15 protein-coding genes and 2 pseudogenes are annotated in these 15,119 nt (G+C 54.2%); 9 read left to right on the forward strand and 8 right to left on the reverse strand.

Translation table 11 applies throughout. The features are described 5' to 3' along the window. Nucleotides 1–63 precede the first annotated feature (63 nt). From CPter91_RS27145 to CPter91_RS27150, 3 genes are read right to left on the reverse strand one after another with little or no spacing between them, the layout of a single operon-like run. On the reverse strand, nt 64–672 hold the full coding sequence (locus CPter91_RS27145; protein ID WP_061939458.1) for a hypothetical protein: 609 nt from the start codon (nt 670–672) through the stop codon (nt 64–66). Continuing rightward, nucleotides 669–971, reverse strand: a complete 303-nt coding sequence (locus CPter91_RS26240) for a hypothetical protein (RefSeq protein ID WP_061939460.1) — start codon at nt 969–971, stop codon at nt 669–671. The genes CPter91_RS27145 and CPter91_RS26240 overlap by 4 nt, the downstream gene beginning before the upstream one ends. Then, nucleotides 971–1,555 carry a hypothetical protein gene (locus CPter91_RS27150; RefSeq protein ID WP_061939462.1) on the reverse strand — a complete coding sequence of 195 codons (585 nt, stop codon included), beginning with the start codon at nt 1,553–1,555 and terminating at the stop codon, nt 971–973. Before CPter91_RS27150 ends, CPter91_RS26240 begins: the two co-directional genes overlap by 1 nt. A gap of 32 nt (nt 1,556–1,587) precedes the next feature. Between CPter91_RS27150 and CPter91_RS09025 the strand changes: the two genes are divergently transcribed. After that, complete coding sequence (locus CPter91_RS09025; protein ID WP_061939465.1) at nt 1,588–2,283, forward strand: hypothetical protein; 696 nt, start codon at nt 1,588–1,590, stop codon at nt 2,281–2,283. A gap of 576 nt (nt 2,284–2,859) precedes the next feature. On the opposite strand, the gene CPter91_RS09030 is transcribed toward CPter91_RS09025, so the two are convergent. After that, complete coding sequence (locus CPter91_RS09030; RefSeq protein ID WP_061939467.1) at nt 2,860–4,497, reverse strand: DNA cytosine methyltransferase; 1,638 nt, start codon at nt 4,495–4,497, stop codon at nt 2,860–2,862. Between the two features lie 215 nt (nt 4,498–4,712). On the opposite strand from CPter91_RS09030, the pseudogene CPter91_RS26450 reads away from it, so the two are divergent. The 5 genes and pseudogenes from CPter91_RS26450 to CPter91_RS27285 all read left to right on the forward strand — a co-directional run. After that, nucleotides 4,713–4,862: pseudogene (locus CPter91_RS26450) on the forward strand (ABC transporter transmembrane domain-containing protein); the annotation flags it as partial. 118 nt (nt 4,863–4,980) lie between these two features. Then, a complete protein-coding gene (locus tag CPter91_RS09040; protein ID WP_061939471.1) occupies nt 4,981–6,387 on the forward strand; it encodes an HlyD family type I secretion periplasmic adaptor subunit in 1,407 nt (468 codons plus the stop codon). Between the two features lie 194 nt (nt 6,388–6,581). Then, on the forward strand, nt 6,582–7,013 hold the full coding sequence (locus tag CPter91_RS26455) for a hypothetical protein (RefSeq protein ID WP_150119655.1): 432 nt from the start codon (nt 6,582–6,584) through the stop codon (nt 7,011–7,013). A 72-nt stretch (nt 7,014–7,085) separates the two neighbouring features. After that, nucleotides 7,086–7,481: pseudogene (locus CPter91_RS27280) on the forward strand (M91 family zinc metallopeptidase); the annotation flags it as partial. Nucleotides 7,482–9,782: 2,301 nt separating this feature from the next. Then, nucleotides 9,783–10,424 (forward strand): HAD-IB family hydrolase, encoded by a 642-nt coding sequence (locus CPter91_RS27285; RefSeq protein ID WP_061946033.1) that lies wholly within the window; start codon nt 9,783–9,785, stop codon nt 10,422–10,424. A gap of 40 nt (nt 10,425–10,464) precedes the next feature. Here CPter91_RS27285 and CPter91_RS09050 read toward each other — a convergent pair whose 3' ends face one another. Next, nucleotides 10,465–10,725: a hypothetical protein gene (locus tag CPter91_RS09050; RefSeq protein ID WP_150119656.1), complete on the reverse strand. Its 261-nt coding sequence runs from the start codon at nt 10,723–10,725 to the stop codon at nt 10,465–10,467. Between the two features lie 71 nt (nt 10,726–10,796). Between CPter91_RS09050 and CPter91_RS09055 the strand changes: the two genes are divergently transcribed. The 3 genes from CPter91_RS09055 (at nt 10,797) to fabV (ending at nt 12,802) form a co-directional block, all read left to right on the forward strand. Then, on the forward strand, nt 10,797–11,012 hold the full coding sequence (locus CPter91_RS09055) for a hypothetical protein (RefSeq protein ID WP_061939476.1): 216 nt from the start codon (nt 10,797–10,799) through the stop codon (nt 11,010–11,012). A gap of 180 nt (nt 11,013–11,192) precedes the next feature. Then, nucleotides 11,193–11,465: a DUF4242 domain-containing protein gene (locus CPter91_RS09060; protein WP_061939478.1), complete on the forward strand. Its 273-nt coding sequence runs from the start codon at nt 11,193–11,195 to the stop codon at nt 11,463–11,465. 140 nt (nt 11,466–11,605) lie between these two features. Further along, a complete protein-coding gene (gene fabV / locus CPter91_RS09065; protein WP_061939480.1) occupies nt 11,606–12,802 on the forward strand; it encodes an enoyl-ACP reductase FabV in 1,197 nt (398 codons plus the stop codon). A 162-nt stretch (nt 12,803–12,964) separates the two neighbouring features. On the opposite strand, the gene CPter91_RS26875 is transcribed toward fabV, so the two are convergent. The 3 genes from CPter91_RS26875 to CPter91_RS09075 form a co-directional block, all read right to left on the reverse strand. Next, nucleotides 12,965–13,114 (reverse strand): hypothetical protein, encoded by a 150-nt coding sequence (locus CPter91_RS26875; protein ID WP_167595148.1) that lies wholly within the window; start codon nt 13,112–13,114, stop codon nt 12,965–12,967. 104 nt (nt 13,115–13,218) lie between these two features. Further along, nucleotides 13,219–13,962 (reverse strand): LytR/AlgR family response regulator transcription factor, encoded by a 744-nt coding sequence (locus tag CPter91_RS09070; RefSeq protein ID WP_061939482.1) that lies wholly within the window; start codon nt 13,960–13,962, stop codon nt 13,219–13,221. A gap of 74 nt (nt 13,963–14,036) precedes the next feature. Further along, the gene (locus CPter91_RS09075) at nt 14,037–15,104 is read right to left on the reverse strand and encodes a sensor histidine kinase (protein WP_082792723.1); all 1,068 of its coding nucleotides are present in this window, start codon (nt 15,102–15,104) and stop codon (nt 14,037–14,039) included. Between the last annotated feature and the right edge of the window lie 15 nt (nt 15,105–15,119).

The following is a 15,119-nucleotide window of genomic DNA, read 5'->3' on the forward strand; positions in this document are numbered from 1 at the left end:
TAAAGCAGAGTGCAGATACTGCGCCGTTCAGGTGATTGATCTTGCCCGCTTTGTGGACGATTCTCATGACCGTACCCTTGCAAGTAGATCGCGGCCGGATATGACCAAGTCGTCGGCGGTAGCGTACCAGTGATGGCACTTAATATAAGCATGCTCACCACTGCCGCTATGATGAGCAAGTTTGTTGCTCAATCTATTAATAATTTCCATGTCACTCAGTACCGGAGGAACTGGCGGTGGTGGCACTGGCGCAGCTGCTATCATGGCGCGGTAGACTTTATTACCGGTCCATATCCTGTTAATTGCAGTCGTGTCCAATCTGATTGATTCCGCACCTACCATTTGCATAGCGTCAGTAGGATCAATCGGAACCAATTTCCATCCGTCCAACAAGGCCGCTGACGCCTGGTTCGGCGCGGCCATTGCGGCGCGGGTGAGCACCTGACAGGCTGGGCATTCCGGGTCACGGGTATCACGCCCTTCGAGTTCGTCAGGGCATTCGCCACCATAGATGTGCGCAATCTTGCCAGTGCCCACGTCAACCAACTGCTGCTGTGGCGAAGCTAGGGGTGCGTAATTTTCCGTGGCGACGGCGATCAGACCCTGAAGTCGATGTACTTCGGTCTGCCATTCGCAGACCTGGCGTTGCAGTAGTTCAGTCTTGTTGATCATAAAGTTGTCTTTCTGGCGCCGATCCATTCGGCGAACGTCCCGTGAAACCAATCAGCCTGAAGGAAATCGCTGTAGTTCTTCTGGGGCCGCGTCATCGTTGGCAAGGCGCGAATTTCGCCATACTCAACCCCGGCCGATGGATGGCAATTGCTGATTTGGTGGGCTTTGTCACCATCAAATACGACGCCGATATAGTGACCGCGATCAGCTGCAATCACGCCCGGTTTGGCGTAGACGGTGACGCCTCGGCCGAGCTCGGCCGGCACGCCGTAGTGCTTGCGGACATATTCGCACGCCATTACAGACCGCCTTCCTGAAGCTCCTGCAACGAGTTTTCGCTGATGACCCGCATCGGGAGATCCTCGTTATCAACCCAGTAGCCGCGGTCGTGGTCGTATCGCCGGACGAACAGCGCGCGCTCGTGAAACTGATCGGTCGGCTCGCCTTCCATTTCAGGAATGGTGTAGCTATCATAGGGGCCGCCATATGTCGGCACCATCCCAAGTTCTGGATGTCCAATCACCATGAAGAAGTCGCGGCGCGTTATAGGGCACTTGGCAGGGAACTCCGCCCATTGCGCGGTGCAAGTGAGCGCTTCCGTTCCAACTTTGGCGTATGCCGCCTTGAGGGCGTGGTGATCTTCGTGCCGGCAGAACAGCATCATTGCGAAGTTGGCGACGTCGACGGGGTCGCCTTTGGCCACGGCGCCGAGGAGCAGTTCGGCCAGGCGCTCGCCGGAGCACTGGCTGATGTCATGCCAGCCGCCGAAGCCTTGCTGACGCTTAACGTGCAGCTTGTCCTTCATGGCCTTGCAGAACAGGTCGACCGCGTGGTCGTCCAATAGCGCGGCTTCGTCGGTGTGCGTGATGGGGTTTGCAGTCATGATAGGATTCCTTCAAAACAACAGGGGGAATAATGAATAAAGCGTTTCGAGACACTGCCGGCGGCATTGCAATCGCCATTGCCCTGCTTGCCGCGGGCTATTTTTTGGGTACGTTTCATACTCACCCTCTGACAAAGGCGGCTGATTTTCCTGCTTGGGTCCAAGCCATTGGTTCGATTGTCGCCATATTTGCCGCAATTGGGATTTCTTATACGCAGCAGAGAAATGCGATAAAGCGAGAGAGCCGCAAAGTGATCGACGAGAATCTGTATACCGTGAAATCCATTCGCGACGAACTTGCTGTATTGAGCGAAGGATTTGAACTCCATGTCGGCAAGGAGATTCGGTCTCTTAAGCGCGGCGATATACTTTTGATTGAATGGAATCCGGCGGAACGACCCTTTGTAGTTTACGAGGCTTGTGCTAGTCAGCTTGGGAAAATTGACGACGATCGACTGCGAAAAAACATCATCTACGCATTTGCTCAGGCTCGCGGCCTGGTCCTTTCTATCAGAACCAACACTCGCCTCATTGAGCGACTGGACGCTGCGCAAGCCAGCCCCATTGTTCCAGGCGATGAAAGGCGACAACAGTCCATCGACGTTTGCGAGGATGGGCTCAAGAGTTACGCGATGAGGATCAAGCTCGCATATGCCAGGGCGAAAGCGACAGAAATCGAATTCAACGCTGCGGTTGGAAGTTACCTCGAAAGGAATGCTGTCGAATAAGTTCACGCAACCCTCGCAATCTCGCGCTCATGGGCGAAGTTACTCACTTTTGATGTCATAGCTTCATCATCAAATGACCTGCGCCAGACGAGCGCGAGATCACGGCAATATTTCGTGGTCGCGAGAATCGGCTTCATGCTAAGCTCGCATTCGAATGATCAAATGCGAAGTTCGTTTGACCCAGCCCACCTATTTGATACAGACCGCTTGAAAAGCAGATCGCACGAATCTGCGCGGTTTTGCTGTCTGGTGCTACTGGGGTTCTTGTCATAATAAAAATATATTTTTCGGGGGGGATATGGGGGAGCGCGTCAAAGTTCTTTACAAGGGGTTTGAACTGTCTTTGTTGCCGATTGCGGAGAGCGGAACGTCGCCGGCGCATTCGCGCTATTCGTATAGCTTGCACATTTGCCATCGGACCGTTGCGGTGTCTCAGGACGGTAGAAAGGCACATTCTTTTTCCTACCCGACGCCGATCTTTGCAAGTGAAGTTGAAGCGATCGGCGCCGCGTACGAACGTGGGTGTCAGGTCATTGACGGCGCTTGGGGAGATCGCAACGGAAGGTATTTGTGAGATCACACAACCCTCGCAATCTCGCGCTCATGGGCGAAGTTCAAGGCATTGTGAATGCGCCGGCCGATCCAATACATGCACGGTACCGCCATTGAATTGCCTAGGGCTTTGTAGCGTGGGCCATCGGGTGCCATTTGCTTCGCCTCCACGAGGGTGATTAGCGGATACTCGGCGCGCAGGTAGGCGATCCATTCTTCCATCTCGTGGGGTTTGACGGACGAACCCCGTGCGGTCGGGATTAGCGTGTAATCGTCTGGGAATCCCTGCAGGCGTTCGCACTCGCGCGGCGTGAGGCGACGTACTGCCATCCCGATCATTGCCATTGGCTTGCCTTGCCCAGCCTTTCCGCCTCCTGTAGATAGTGCCCCGGTACGACTGCCGTCGCCGCCCTCTATCCGGATTTCGGAGCGGCTGTTTTCGGCGAAGGCCGCTACAATCGGCTGGCCGCGCCCGGTGCCATCTTCGCTGGCGTCAAATCCTTCAGCCTTCAATGTGTGCGTTACGTCGCCAGTGACACAAACCGCCGGAGGCTGGCCGCCGTTGGCATGGCTCTTATCGTGGTTACCAGATCGCAGTGTTGGCGAAAGGTCGACACAAGCGTCGCGGCCGTTGTCTTTGCTGCTGAATGCAATAGGGAAGCCGGCACTGAATGCTGGAACCAACATGCCGCACTCTGCATCTTGCTGAGTTGCGCTTCCGGCAGCCTTGCCGTTTGAGAGCAGCGTTCCGGTAACGTCCTGCACTAAAAAGGTCTCTGACTCAAAATCGAGATGAGGTGATGCATGTGCACGACAAGCCGTAGCAACATTGATGCTGCCAGACGTATTGTTACCGCCAAAGGCTACTGGTTGAAGCCCTCCCGTGCATTCGAAATCTGTCCCGAGGCCGCCACCGCCTGAAGTGCGGCTGCTAATTGTGCCGGTAACGCCTTGCCCCGATTCACGGCTCGGCGGAGAATCCCGGCGCATGCCTTCGAACTCAAAAAGTACCTCTGTGGGATCGAAGTCGTCTCTAGCACTTGCGACAACGAACACACGGCGGCGTCGTTGGGCCACTCCTGTGTATTGGGCATCGATGACCCGCCACGCGATTGTGCGCCTGGGTCCATATACACAACCAGCGTTCGGCCATGACTTTCGCCGGTGGCTTTTGTCCCTTGGAGGTTCGAGCTCGCAATCTTCGCCGGCAAGCCCTCCCAGAAAGCAGCCGAACGCATTCGTTTTGTCTGAGAGGACGCCTGGTACATTTTCCCAGACGAGAATCGCGGGCGGCTGTCCGCAAATAGTTCGAGTTGAATCAATGGCATCGGCGAGATTTACATAGGAGATTGTTAGTTGACCGCGGGCGTCATTCAAGCCGGCACGGAGTCCAGCCACCGAATAGGCCTGGCAGGGCGTACCGCCGACTAGGGCGTCTGGGGCCTCAACATCACCAGCGCGGATCATCGCCTCGATTTTTGTCATGTCGCCCAGGTTGACGACCTGCGGGTAGTGATGTGCAAGCACTGAAGAAGGAAATTTCTCGATCTCAGCAAACCATGCTGCGCGCCAGCCAAGGCACTCCCAGGCAACCGTCGCGGCTTCTATGCCACTACACACGGATCCGTAGGCGAACGGCCGCTTTGTTGGATCATTCTTCATGCTACGATGCCATCCAAATAACGACCTGGGGAATCCTCGTGAAAGAAAAAGTCGTGGCTTGGATCGCGTCCGCAATAGGAGCCATTTTTTTGATGTTTCTCGCGTTTGGTTTGATACGCGCACTGCAAGCGCACGGCATTGGATCGAGCGAGGCCGCGGGATGGATGCAGGCAATTGGTGCGATTGGGGCGATCGGTGGTGCGTTTGGAATCGGACGACTGTTCAATCATTTACTGAATCTTCCGCTGGCCTATTTCCAGGCACGACGCGTCGGCGATAGCGTCGCCCGCGTGCGCGAGTTGGAAAACATTCGCAATTTTCTGACCGGGAATGCCTTAACCGTCGTGATGGATTTGCTGTTTGCCGAGCGCATTATCACCGTCGAAAAGGGTGAGATTGTCGAGGAGGGCACGCACGACGAATTGATCCAGCGCCGTGGTGGCCGCTATGCCTCTTTGTGGCAGCACCAGACGGGGTATCTCCATGTCGCTTGATACCTTGCGTCATCACTGGGAAATTGCACGGGCTTCGCTGATGGAAGAGCGGGTGCAGGGCAACCCTGTCAAGCGCCAGCGCGATGAAGTTGAATTCTTGCCTGCAGCGCTGGAGGTGCTGGAAACCCCCGCGTCGCCCGTCGGACGAGCGCTGATGTGGGCGCTGATGATCTTGTTTAGCATTGCGTTGATCTGGTCCGTCATCGGCAAGGTCGATGTTGTCGCCGTAGCACAAGGCAAGATTGTTCCTAATGGGAACAGTAAGGTGATCCAGCCGCTGGAGGCAGGCATCGTCAAAGCCATCCTGGTCGACAATGGCCAGCATGTCCGCCAGGGGCAAGCGTTGATTGAGCTGGACCCGACTGAAGCCACTGCCGATGTCGGTAAATCCAGAACTGCTCGGGTCGACGCTATGCTGACCTCCAACCGCGCCCGGGCGCTACTCGATGCGCAAGCAGCGAATATCGCACCGACTGTCAAACCGGTGCAGGACGCTGCGGAAGAGCGACAACGCGATACGCAGCGGTTCGCTGAAAGCGCCTTCTATGAATACCGCAGCAAGATCACCGGCTTGCGTTCAGAGTTACAAAAACGGACGCAAGAGCTGCAAACCACACAACATAAGATCACTGGCCTGCAACAGACTTTGCCAATGACCAAGGCGGAAGCGGAAGATTACCAGGCGCTGCTCAAACAAGACTACGTGCCACGCCACGCCTACCTGGAGAAGGAGCAGGCGCGCATTCAGCAAGAGCAGGATCTGGCCGGCCAGCAGAGTTATGCCAAGGAACTGCAAGCAACGATTCAGGAACAACGCAACGACATCGATACCGCCATTGCGCAGTTCCGCCGCGAGCAGTTGGATACGCTCAATCAGGCGCAACAGCAATTGACCCAAGACATGGGCGACGAAACCAAGTCGCAACAACGGCAGCGGCAGACGCATTTGATGGCGCCGATCGGCGGCACGGTGCAAGAGTTGGCGGTGCACACGATAGGTGGCGTGGTGACGCCGGCGCAGGCGTTACTGGTGATTGTGCCGGACGATGCCGGACTGGAAGTGGAAGCACAGATTCTGAATCGGGATATTGGCTTTGTGCGTGCGGGACAGGATGTTGAAATCAAGCTGGATGCATTTCCCTATACCCACTACGGAACGATTGCGGGCAAGGTTGCGTCGATCTCGCAAGATGCAGTCAAGGATGACAAATTGGGGTTGATTTATCCAGCGAGGGTCCAACTCAGCAATCATGTGATTGTTGCGGATGGCAAGAGCATCCAGCTGGAACCGGGGATGGCGAGTTCGGTGGAAATCAAGACCGAGCAGCGGCGGATTATTGAGTATCTGTTGACACCGTTGTTGAAATATCGGAATGAAGCCTTAAAAGAACGATGAAATGACAAACTCATTTTTTTATGAGACCAAATTGATGAAATAAAGTGAATCGACGAACAGGAAATTCCATACAGGTTTTTTCCAACACTCTGTTAAAAATAAAGGCAAATATGAGATTTTTGAATATATCATCTTTTTTTATTATCTTAATGTGGTCAAATTTTATTTATGCTGAAGAAAGTATGGATAGTATTATGTCCAAATTAAAATTCGCCACCGAGGTCAAAGTGGATTTATTAGATTGTTGCTCACATCCTTATTTTGGCGTTGACGAAAAATACTTTGATGCTCAATCGTGTAAATTCGAAATAGATAGAAATGAAATAAATAAATTTATTGCTGCATTCAATGCAGAAAATTTACATTTCGATGACAGAAAATATTATGGAGAACCAAGAGACAGAATATCGTTCACTCTTGAAAATGGTGAGGAAATAAAATTTTGGTTTTCGAGAAATTACCATAAAGAACAGCCTGTTTATGGTTATATTGATGGATCAGGTTTAAGCGGTAAATTTTCAATATTCACAAATCATATCTTCATGAATTCGATATTTGATTTGGCTAAAAATTATAAAATTAAAGATATTAATCAAAGCAAATATTGTTCGACATTTTTGCAATAATTTATCATTAAAAATTAATGTAACTATTTAACCGTAATTCATCACGGGTGAATTTTTAAAAGAGATGAATATATGTCAAACTATACAGCAGCAGATTTTCTTACTCCACAGACTTTTGCATCTGCATCAAGCGCAGATATTGCTTCTTTAAATGCTGCGCTGTCTCAATTGCAAAGTACTTCTACAGGTAGCAGTCTTCTGCAAAATTTGAAGCAAAATGATACAACTATTAATTTCATAACATCCAACTTCAACACTCAGGTTGTGGACGAATTTATTCCAACTGGTGCGCAACAAGCCTCTATTGTTGCTGGATCTGGAGGTGACACGCCTCCGACCTCTTGGGGGCAGAACTCTAGTAACACAATTAATTGGGATCCAAATCGAGGACTTGCTATAGGAGATGCAAATGGAAACGTTCTTGGATATGATTCGTCTTCCGCTGCCTTACTGCATGAGATAGCACATGCCACTGATCCGAATTATGTGGCGAATATGCTGGACACTATAGCTCACAGTCCAATGGGCTTTCCAAATGAAGCAGAAGTATATGCCGTGCAGCAAGAAGGGCTATTTGAACAAGAGACGGGACAAACAACACGTACTTTTTACAACAATGGGGTTTTAGTCCCAGTCACAAATTCAACAGAGCACACTGTTGCAAACAGTGATGGCACCTATAGCTGGCAAGAGCAACAACAGAATGGACAGGTTATTGTTACCGGATCTGCGATGAGTTCTTTGCCATTACCAACGCTTACGATTGTGCCAACTCTTGCGACTGCAAATGGAGATAACTCCATAACTTTGACAAATGGTGTATCCGCAACGGTTTCCCAAGGCAATACGGCCTCTTTCGTTTTAATTGAAGGCGACAGTGCTAATATTTCTGGAAATGCAAGCATTTATTGTGATGGAGTTGCAAGTACGGTTAGCGGTAGCGCAAATTATCAATGTGGCCCGGCAGGAAATTTGGTTATAACTCAAAACGCGAATACCAATTTGACAGTTAATAATTCAAATGGTCAAAACGTTACTGTTATTAATGGGAATAGTTCAGGGGATACTTTTTCTTACACAGGTCAAGGCGGCATCATCGATCTTAGCAATTCCGCAATCGCCCTGGCCGCAGGAAGTTCAGCTACTCTTTCTGGCAACGGCAACACTCTCGCAGGTGGTGCGAATGCATCGATAGAGTTAGCGGGGGCCTCAATCAACGACATCATCACGATGGCGACGACTGGAACAGTGGTTGTTGATACCGGTGCCGCATGTACGGTTGTGAACGCATTGACTATCACTGCTGCCAATAGCACGAATGTGACGGTTGAAGGTACCTCCGCAACAACTGTGACAGCTGGGACTGCCAGCACCGTCAACGTTGGGAGCAACACCAATAATGACGTTGTTTCTGTCGGAGCGAACGGCACGGTCTCTGTCGCTGATGGCGATCATGGTGAAGTGGTCAATGAGACTGGTGGAACGGTGACGCTTGGCAATGGCGCGGCTGCCACAGTGGTTGGTAACGACAGCATAAACGGCGGCACAGGCAGTACCCTTACTTTGAGCGGTATCGATACGGTCAACAGTACGAATGACAAGCTGTACCTGGGCGGCAGCACCAATATCACTACTAGCGGTACAGGCGCGACGATCTACACCGGCCTCAACGATGTAATCACCGGCAACGGCGACATTTTCAACATTGGCGGCAATTTGCTGGCTGGCCAAGTTGCCACAACGGGTTATACGACAATCAATGGCACTGCCAATATCGTCAACGCTGGTATAGGCACCATGTTCGGCCTGTCAGGAATTGATACGGTCAATGGCACTAGCGATAAGCTATTTTTGACTGGCAGTGCCAACCTCACGACCAACGGCACTGGCATGATGGTCTACACAGGTCTCAACGATGTCATCACTGGCAACGGCGACATTTTCAATATTGGTGGCAATTTGCTGGCTGGCCAAGTAGCCACAACGGGTTATACGACAATCAACGGCAATGCCAATACTGTAAACGCTGGCACAGGTACTATGTTCGGTTTGTCGGGTAGCGATACCTTGAATGGGACTAACGACAAGTTATTCCTCACCGACAGCGCCAGCCTCACTGCTATTGGCGCCGGGATGACGGTCTACACCGATCTCAATAACGTCATCAACGGCACGGGCCTGACGGTAGATACGGGTGGAAATTTGCAGGCGGGTGAAGCGGCGACGTCGGGGTATACAACAATCGTCGGCAATGCCAATACGATCAACGCTGGCACAGGTACCATGTTCGGTCTGTCGGGTAGCGATACCTTGAATGGGACTAACGACAAGTTATTCCTCACCGACAGCGCCAGCCTCACTGCTATTGGCGCCGGGATGACGGTCTACACCGATCTCAATAACGTCATCAACGGCACGGGCCTGACGGTAGATACGGGTGGAAATTTGCAGGCGGGTGAAGCGGCGACGTCGGGGTATACAACAATCGTCGGCAATGCCAATACGATCAACGCTGGCACAGGTACCATGTTCGGTCTGTCGGGTAGCGATACTGTAAATGGCACTAGCGATAAGTTGTTCCTCACGGACAGCGCCAACCTCACTGCTATTGGCGCCGGCATGACGGTCTACACCGATCTCAATAACGTCATCAACGGCACGGGCCTGACGGTGAATACAGGCGGAAATTTGCAGGCGGGTGAAGTGGCGACGTCGGGGTATACAACAATCGTCGGCAATGCCAATACGATCAACGCTGGCACAGGTACCATGTTCGGTCTGTCGGGTACCATCACTAGCGCCGACAGCCTGCGCGACTTCGTGCTGTATGCCGTCGGTCACGGCCGCTTTGCCGCTGGCGCCATACGGGCTTCACCCTGGCTGCTTGGCTTGCTGGCCGGCGTGTGCGGCCGGGGTGAGGCCAAGGCGCGCTTCCTCGCTGCCACGGTAGGCGGCATGGAGCAAGCCCGGCTGGAGGAATTGGCGCGCGATTTTGCCGTGCGCCGGCTGCCGGCCATGGTCCGTCCCGAAATGCTCGCCAGGATCGCGGAGCATAAGCGCCTTAGCCACCGGCTTGTGCTGGTCAGCGCCTCGCCGTCCTTATATCTCAAGCATTGGGCGGAAAACGCCGGTTTCGATACCGTGCTGGCGACTGAACTTGCGTTTCGCGATGAGCGCTTTTCTGGAACCCTGGCCTCGTCGAATTGCTGGGGACCGCAGAAAGTGCAGCGCCTGCAGCACTGGTTCGATCACCGGCCGCCGCAGGCCTTGTATGCGTATGGCGACAGCCGCGGCGATCGCGAGATGCTTGCGCTAGCCGATCATGCATGGCTGCGGGGAGCCGCAGAGATGCCGCGGCTGGATGACTGGCCGGCTAAAACGATAGCAGGTCGATCTGCCGGAGTGTCCTGATAGCTGCCGATCAGTTCACCCCAGCATTGTTCATTGCGCCCTAGGCGGCAAGCTGGCCACTCCAGCCCGACAGGTGCGCAGCCGCCTGGCGGACTTCGCCGGCCGGGCTGGCGTTCTGTGCGCAGGCTTTTTGAAGCAGCCGAAATGTCGTATCTGGCCCTGGGCCATTAAGCGAAGCAACATCCTGGATCTCTGCCATGGGATTGCCGGGCGGCGAAGAACCTTGCGCCGCCATGGGGCAGGCATATCCCTGCATAGCAGATGGCGTTGCCGGGACTGGCTCCAGGCTTATGCGTGACATGTAACTGTTTCTTTCAGTCGATGTACTTGCATTGGGGCATGCTAGGATGCGTTGAGCCTCAAGGAGGAGAGATGACACACCAATTCGAGTACAAAGGCATCCACTATTCAGTCACTGTTTATGAGCGGGCAACAGGGCGATGGACCTGGTCCTTCCAGATCGGCGGTGGAGCAGTTTGCAAGTGTGCCGACTTTTCCATGGACCGCGAAGAGATTGCGCGTAGCGAAGTGATGCGCAAAGTCAAATGGCAGATTGATCATAAGAAATGGCTCAAGCCCATTCTCTGACACCATATCAAGCGCGCGTTGGATAATAAAACCGATAGATATCATGCGTCGGCATTTCCTGCAATTTTTAACAACAATGACCGGCCGATGCGGTGTATAAATAGCAGATGTCACGGGGTGCGTGACTAACGACGCCGCCGAGTGTGCCGCTCGCGCGGATATCATCGTGAGGAGGCTGCTATGCCAAAGTACGTCATCGAGCGTGAACTTCCCGGGGCCGGGAAATTGTCGCCGCAAGAACTCCAGGCCATTTCGCAAAAGTCGTGCGGCGTGCTCAGCAAAATGGGACCGCAAATTCAATGGCTCCAGAGCTATGTCACCGGCGACAAAATCTATTGCGTTTATATCGCGCCGAATGAGGCGCAGGTCCGGGAGCATGCTGAGCAAGGCGGCTTCCCTGCCAACCGCATCTCCGAAGTGGTCTCAGTCATCGACCCGACTACTGCTGAATAACAGGGAGTGGGCGTCCCGGCAGCGCCGCGGCGCTGCCGGAATCGGAAACGCAGGGTTGGGGCGCTGACCGCCTCGCTTATAATGACGGGTTCTGGTTACCCCTGTCCGCCGCCATGGCGGCATCACATAAGCGAACTCTCATGATCATCAAACCACGCGTACGCGGTTTCATCTGTGTTACTACCCATCCCGCCGGCTGCGCAGAAAATGTGCGGCAGCAGATCGACTATGTGACGGCCAAGGGCGCTATCGCAGACGGACCGAAGAGAGTGCTGGTGATAGGCGCATCGACCGGATACGGGCTGGCCGCGCGCATCACGGCGGCGTTCGGCTGCGGCGCCGCTACGCTAGGCGTGTTTTTTGAACGCGCCGGCAGCGACACCAAGCCTGGCACGCCCGGCTGGTATAACAGTGCTGCATTCCACCAGTTTGCCGGGGCCAAGGGCCTGTATGCGAAGAGCATCAACGGCGACGGCTTTTCCGACGCAATCAAGCAACAGACCATAGACGCCATCAAACAGGATCTCGGCCAGGTCGACCTGGTCGTCTACAGTCTGGCCGCGCCGCGGCGCATCCACCCGAAGACCGGCGAGGTGTTCAATTCGACGCTGAAACCTGTCGACAAGGCGATCAGCTTCCGCGGCCTCGATACCGACAAGGAAGTCATGAAGGAATCGACCCTGGAGCCGGCAACCCAGGAAGAGATCGACAACACGGTAGCCGTCATGGGCGGCGAAGACTGGCAGATGTGGATCGCTGCGCTGCAGGCGGCCGGGGTCCTGGCCGACGGTGCGAAAACCACCACTTTCACTTATCTGGGCGAGAAGATCACCCACGATATCTACTGGAACGGTTCCATCGGCGCCGCCAAGAAGGACCTGGACCAGAAGGTCCTCGATATCCGCAGCAGCCTGGCCGCCAGCGGCGGCGATGCTCGCGTCTCAGTGTTGAAAGCCGTGGTGACACAAGCCAGCTCGGCGATTCCCATGATGCCGCTCTACCTGTCGCTGCTGTTCAAGGTCATGAAAGAAAAGGGCACGCATGAGGGCTGCATCGAACAGCTCTACGCACTTTACAACGACAGTCTGTATGGCAATGCACCCTGCGTGGATGAGGAGGGCCGGCTGCGTACGGATTACAAGGAACTGGATGCGGACACCCAGGCGCGCGTGCAGCAGCTCTGGAATCAGGTCACCAACGAGAACATTTATGAACTGACTGACTTTGCCGGTTACAAGAAAGAGTTCCTGCGCCTGTTCGGATTTGAAATTGAGGGCGTGGATTATGAGGCGGATGTGAACTGCGAAGTGGAGATTCCTAACCTGGTCCAGGGCTAGGCGGCGGTTTCGATATCAGCGTTTGCGCCGTGAAAGCGCCGGCTCAGAGTGATGTCCGGGAGATTTCAATTTTCTGAAATAAATTCTGCAAAAAGGTCTTGAAAATGCGTTTGGCGTCGCAATATCGGTAAAGTCTCCTCCAACTCTCCCTAAGTTTTGGATTTAACCCGCAGCCGCAAGGCCTGCGGGTTTTTTTTGCCCGTTGAATTCCGCTTCCGCAAGTGAAGAGTGTTTTGATACATGCGCTAATTTTTCCCATGGGATGACAAGTCGGATATTGATCTCAACGACAAGAGATGCTGCAATGATCATAAAAACGAATGCGCTGTCCAACGCTGCGGGCTATTGCGAGGATCCGAATACGGCAGCAGGTCCGCTTTCAGTATGTGAATGGCTGGTTGCTGGCGTTGCCCGTGTTAGATCGACATGTTGCGCAACATCTTCGACGCTTCCCGATTGGCCACCAGCTGGGTGCCGTCGCGCATCTGGATTTGCAGCTGAGACTGGTCGTCCGCCTTCATCGATTCGACAAAATCGAGATTGATCAGGGTCGATCGGTGGATACGGATGAATTTCCCGGGGTCCAGCCGCGCACTCAGTTCCGACAGCCCGATGCGCACCAGGAAATTTTTCTTCCTGGCGGCGATCACGGTGTATTTTTCTTCCGATTTGAGATATTCGATTTCATCTGTCGCCAGCGGGAAAATATGGCCGCGGTCGCGCACCAGTATCCGCTTCAGCATGGCCGTTTCCTGCTCGCTGGCCTGCTTCAGCGCCAGTTGCAGCAGATCCTTGGACGGTACGGATACCTCCAGCAGCCGTTCGACAGCGGCATCGAAGCGTTCGCGCGAAAACGGCTTGAGGAGGTAGTCGATGGCGTTCAGTTCGAAGGCAATCACCGCGTACTGGTCATAGGCGGTGGTAAAAATGAAGTCCGGTGCGTGGGTCAGGCGCTGCAGCACTTGCAGTCCGGTCATTTCCGGCATTTGAATATCCATGAACACAGCGTCGGGCGTCAGTTTGTCGATCTGTTTCAGCGCGCTGGCGCCGTCGGCAGCTTCGCCGACCAGGCGCAGTTGCGGATGCGCCTGGATCCAGTCGCGCAAGGTTTCCCGGGCCAGCGGCTCATCTTCTGCAATAAAGACGGTTTTGGTTTTCATGGCTTTTTATGATCTCTGTGAGATAGCGTCAGGAAGGTGCGGCGTTTTACAGCTTTAAGCAGCTCCAAGCAGCTTCAAGCAGCTTCAAGCGGAATCGACAAGTGTATGGCGCAGCCGGCGCCCGGCGCGGTGCGGATCTCCAGGTTGCCGCGCTGGCCGTATTCCAGCTGCAAGCGGCGGGCGACGGTCTTGACGCCCAATCCGCCCGACTCCTTCATGGCGAGCGCGTCGCAGCCGGGGCCGTCGTCGCTGACCGCGATGGCGATGGTGTTGTCGGTGCTGTTGACATGGGCGCTGATGGCAAGCTTGCCCGGACGGCTGTGCGGATTGAAAGCATGCTTGATGCTGTTTTCCACCAGCGGCTGCACGGTCAGCGCCGGCAGCAGATGGTAGCGCGCGGCATCGTCAATATCCCATTCGACATGCAGGCGGCTGCCCAGCCGCAACGCCTCCAGGGCCAGGTAGTCGCGCACAAACTTGAGCTCTTCGTCCAGCGTCACCATGGCGTCTCCGCTCTTTTCGGTATCCAGGATATAGCGCAGCATATCCGAGAATTTCAACAGGGCGTTCTCGGCGGCGCCGGATTCCTTGCGGGTGAGGGCGATGATGGAATGCAGCGTGTTGAACAGGAAATGAGGATTCAGTTTGTTGCGCAGCGCCGTCAGCTCTGACTTTGCCAGCAAAGCTTCAGCCTGTGCAATCGCGACAGATTGCAGGCGGGTGGTCTCTATGGCGCGGATGGCGTGGAAAATGCCCGCGCTGACTGCATACATCATCAGATAGCCCCAGGATTGCCATATGAGCCATTGCTCTAGGTCGGATTTGGTGGCGTCCGGATTGCCGTAATAAAAAACGAAGATGGCGGCCAGAGACATGCAGAGCACGGTGAGGAATATGGCTGAACCGACGTGGATCGCCGCCGATGCTGCCGTACTGCAGTTGGCGCGCTTGAGGTATCCGGTCAGCGGCCATACCAGGAACAGCAGAGGGATTGCCGGACCAAGGCAGCAGGCAGCCGAAAGCAGGCCTTGTCCGACCCTGATATTGCCGTTAAACAGACCCTCGCCCTGGGTCGCCAGAAAATAAAATAGAAAAACAGGCAACCAGGCAGCGAGATAAAGTATCCAGATGCGGCGACGCATGGTCGGTCCTTGTCA

It is taken from the genome of Collimonas pratensis (assembly GCF_001584185.1).
GTDB lineage: Bacteria > Pseudomonadota > Gammaproteobacteria > Burkholderiales > Burkholderiaceae_D > Collimonas > Collimonas pratensis.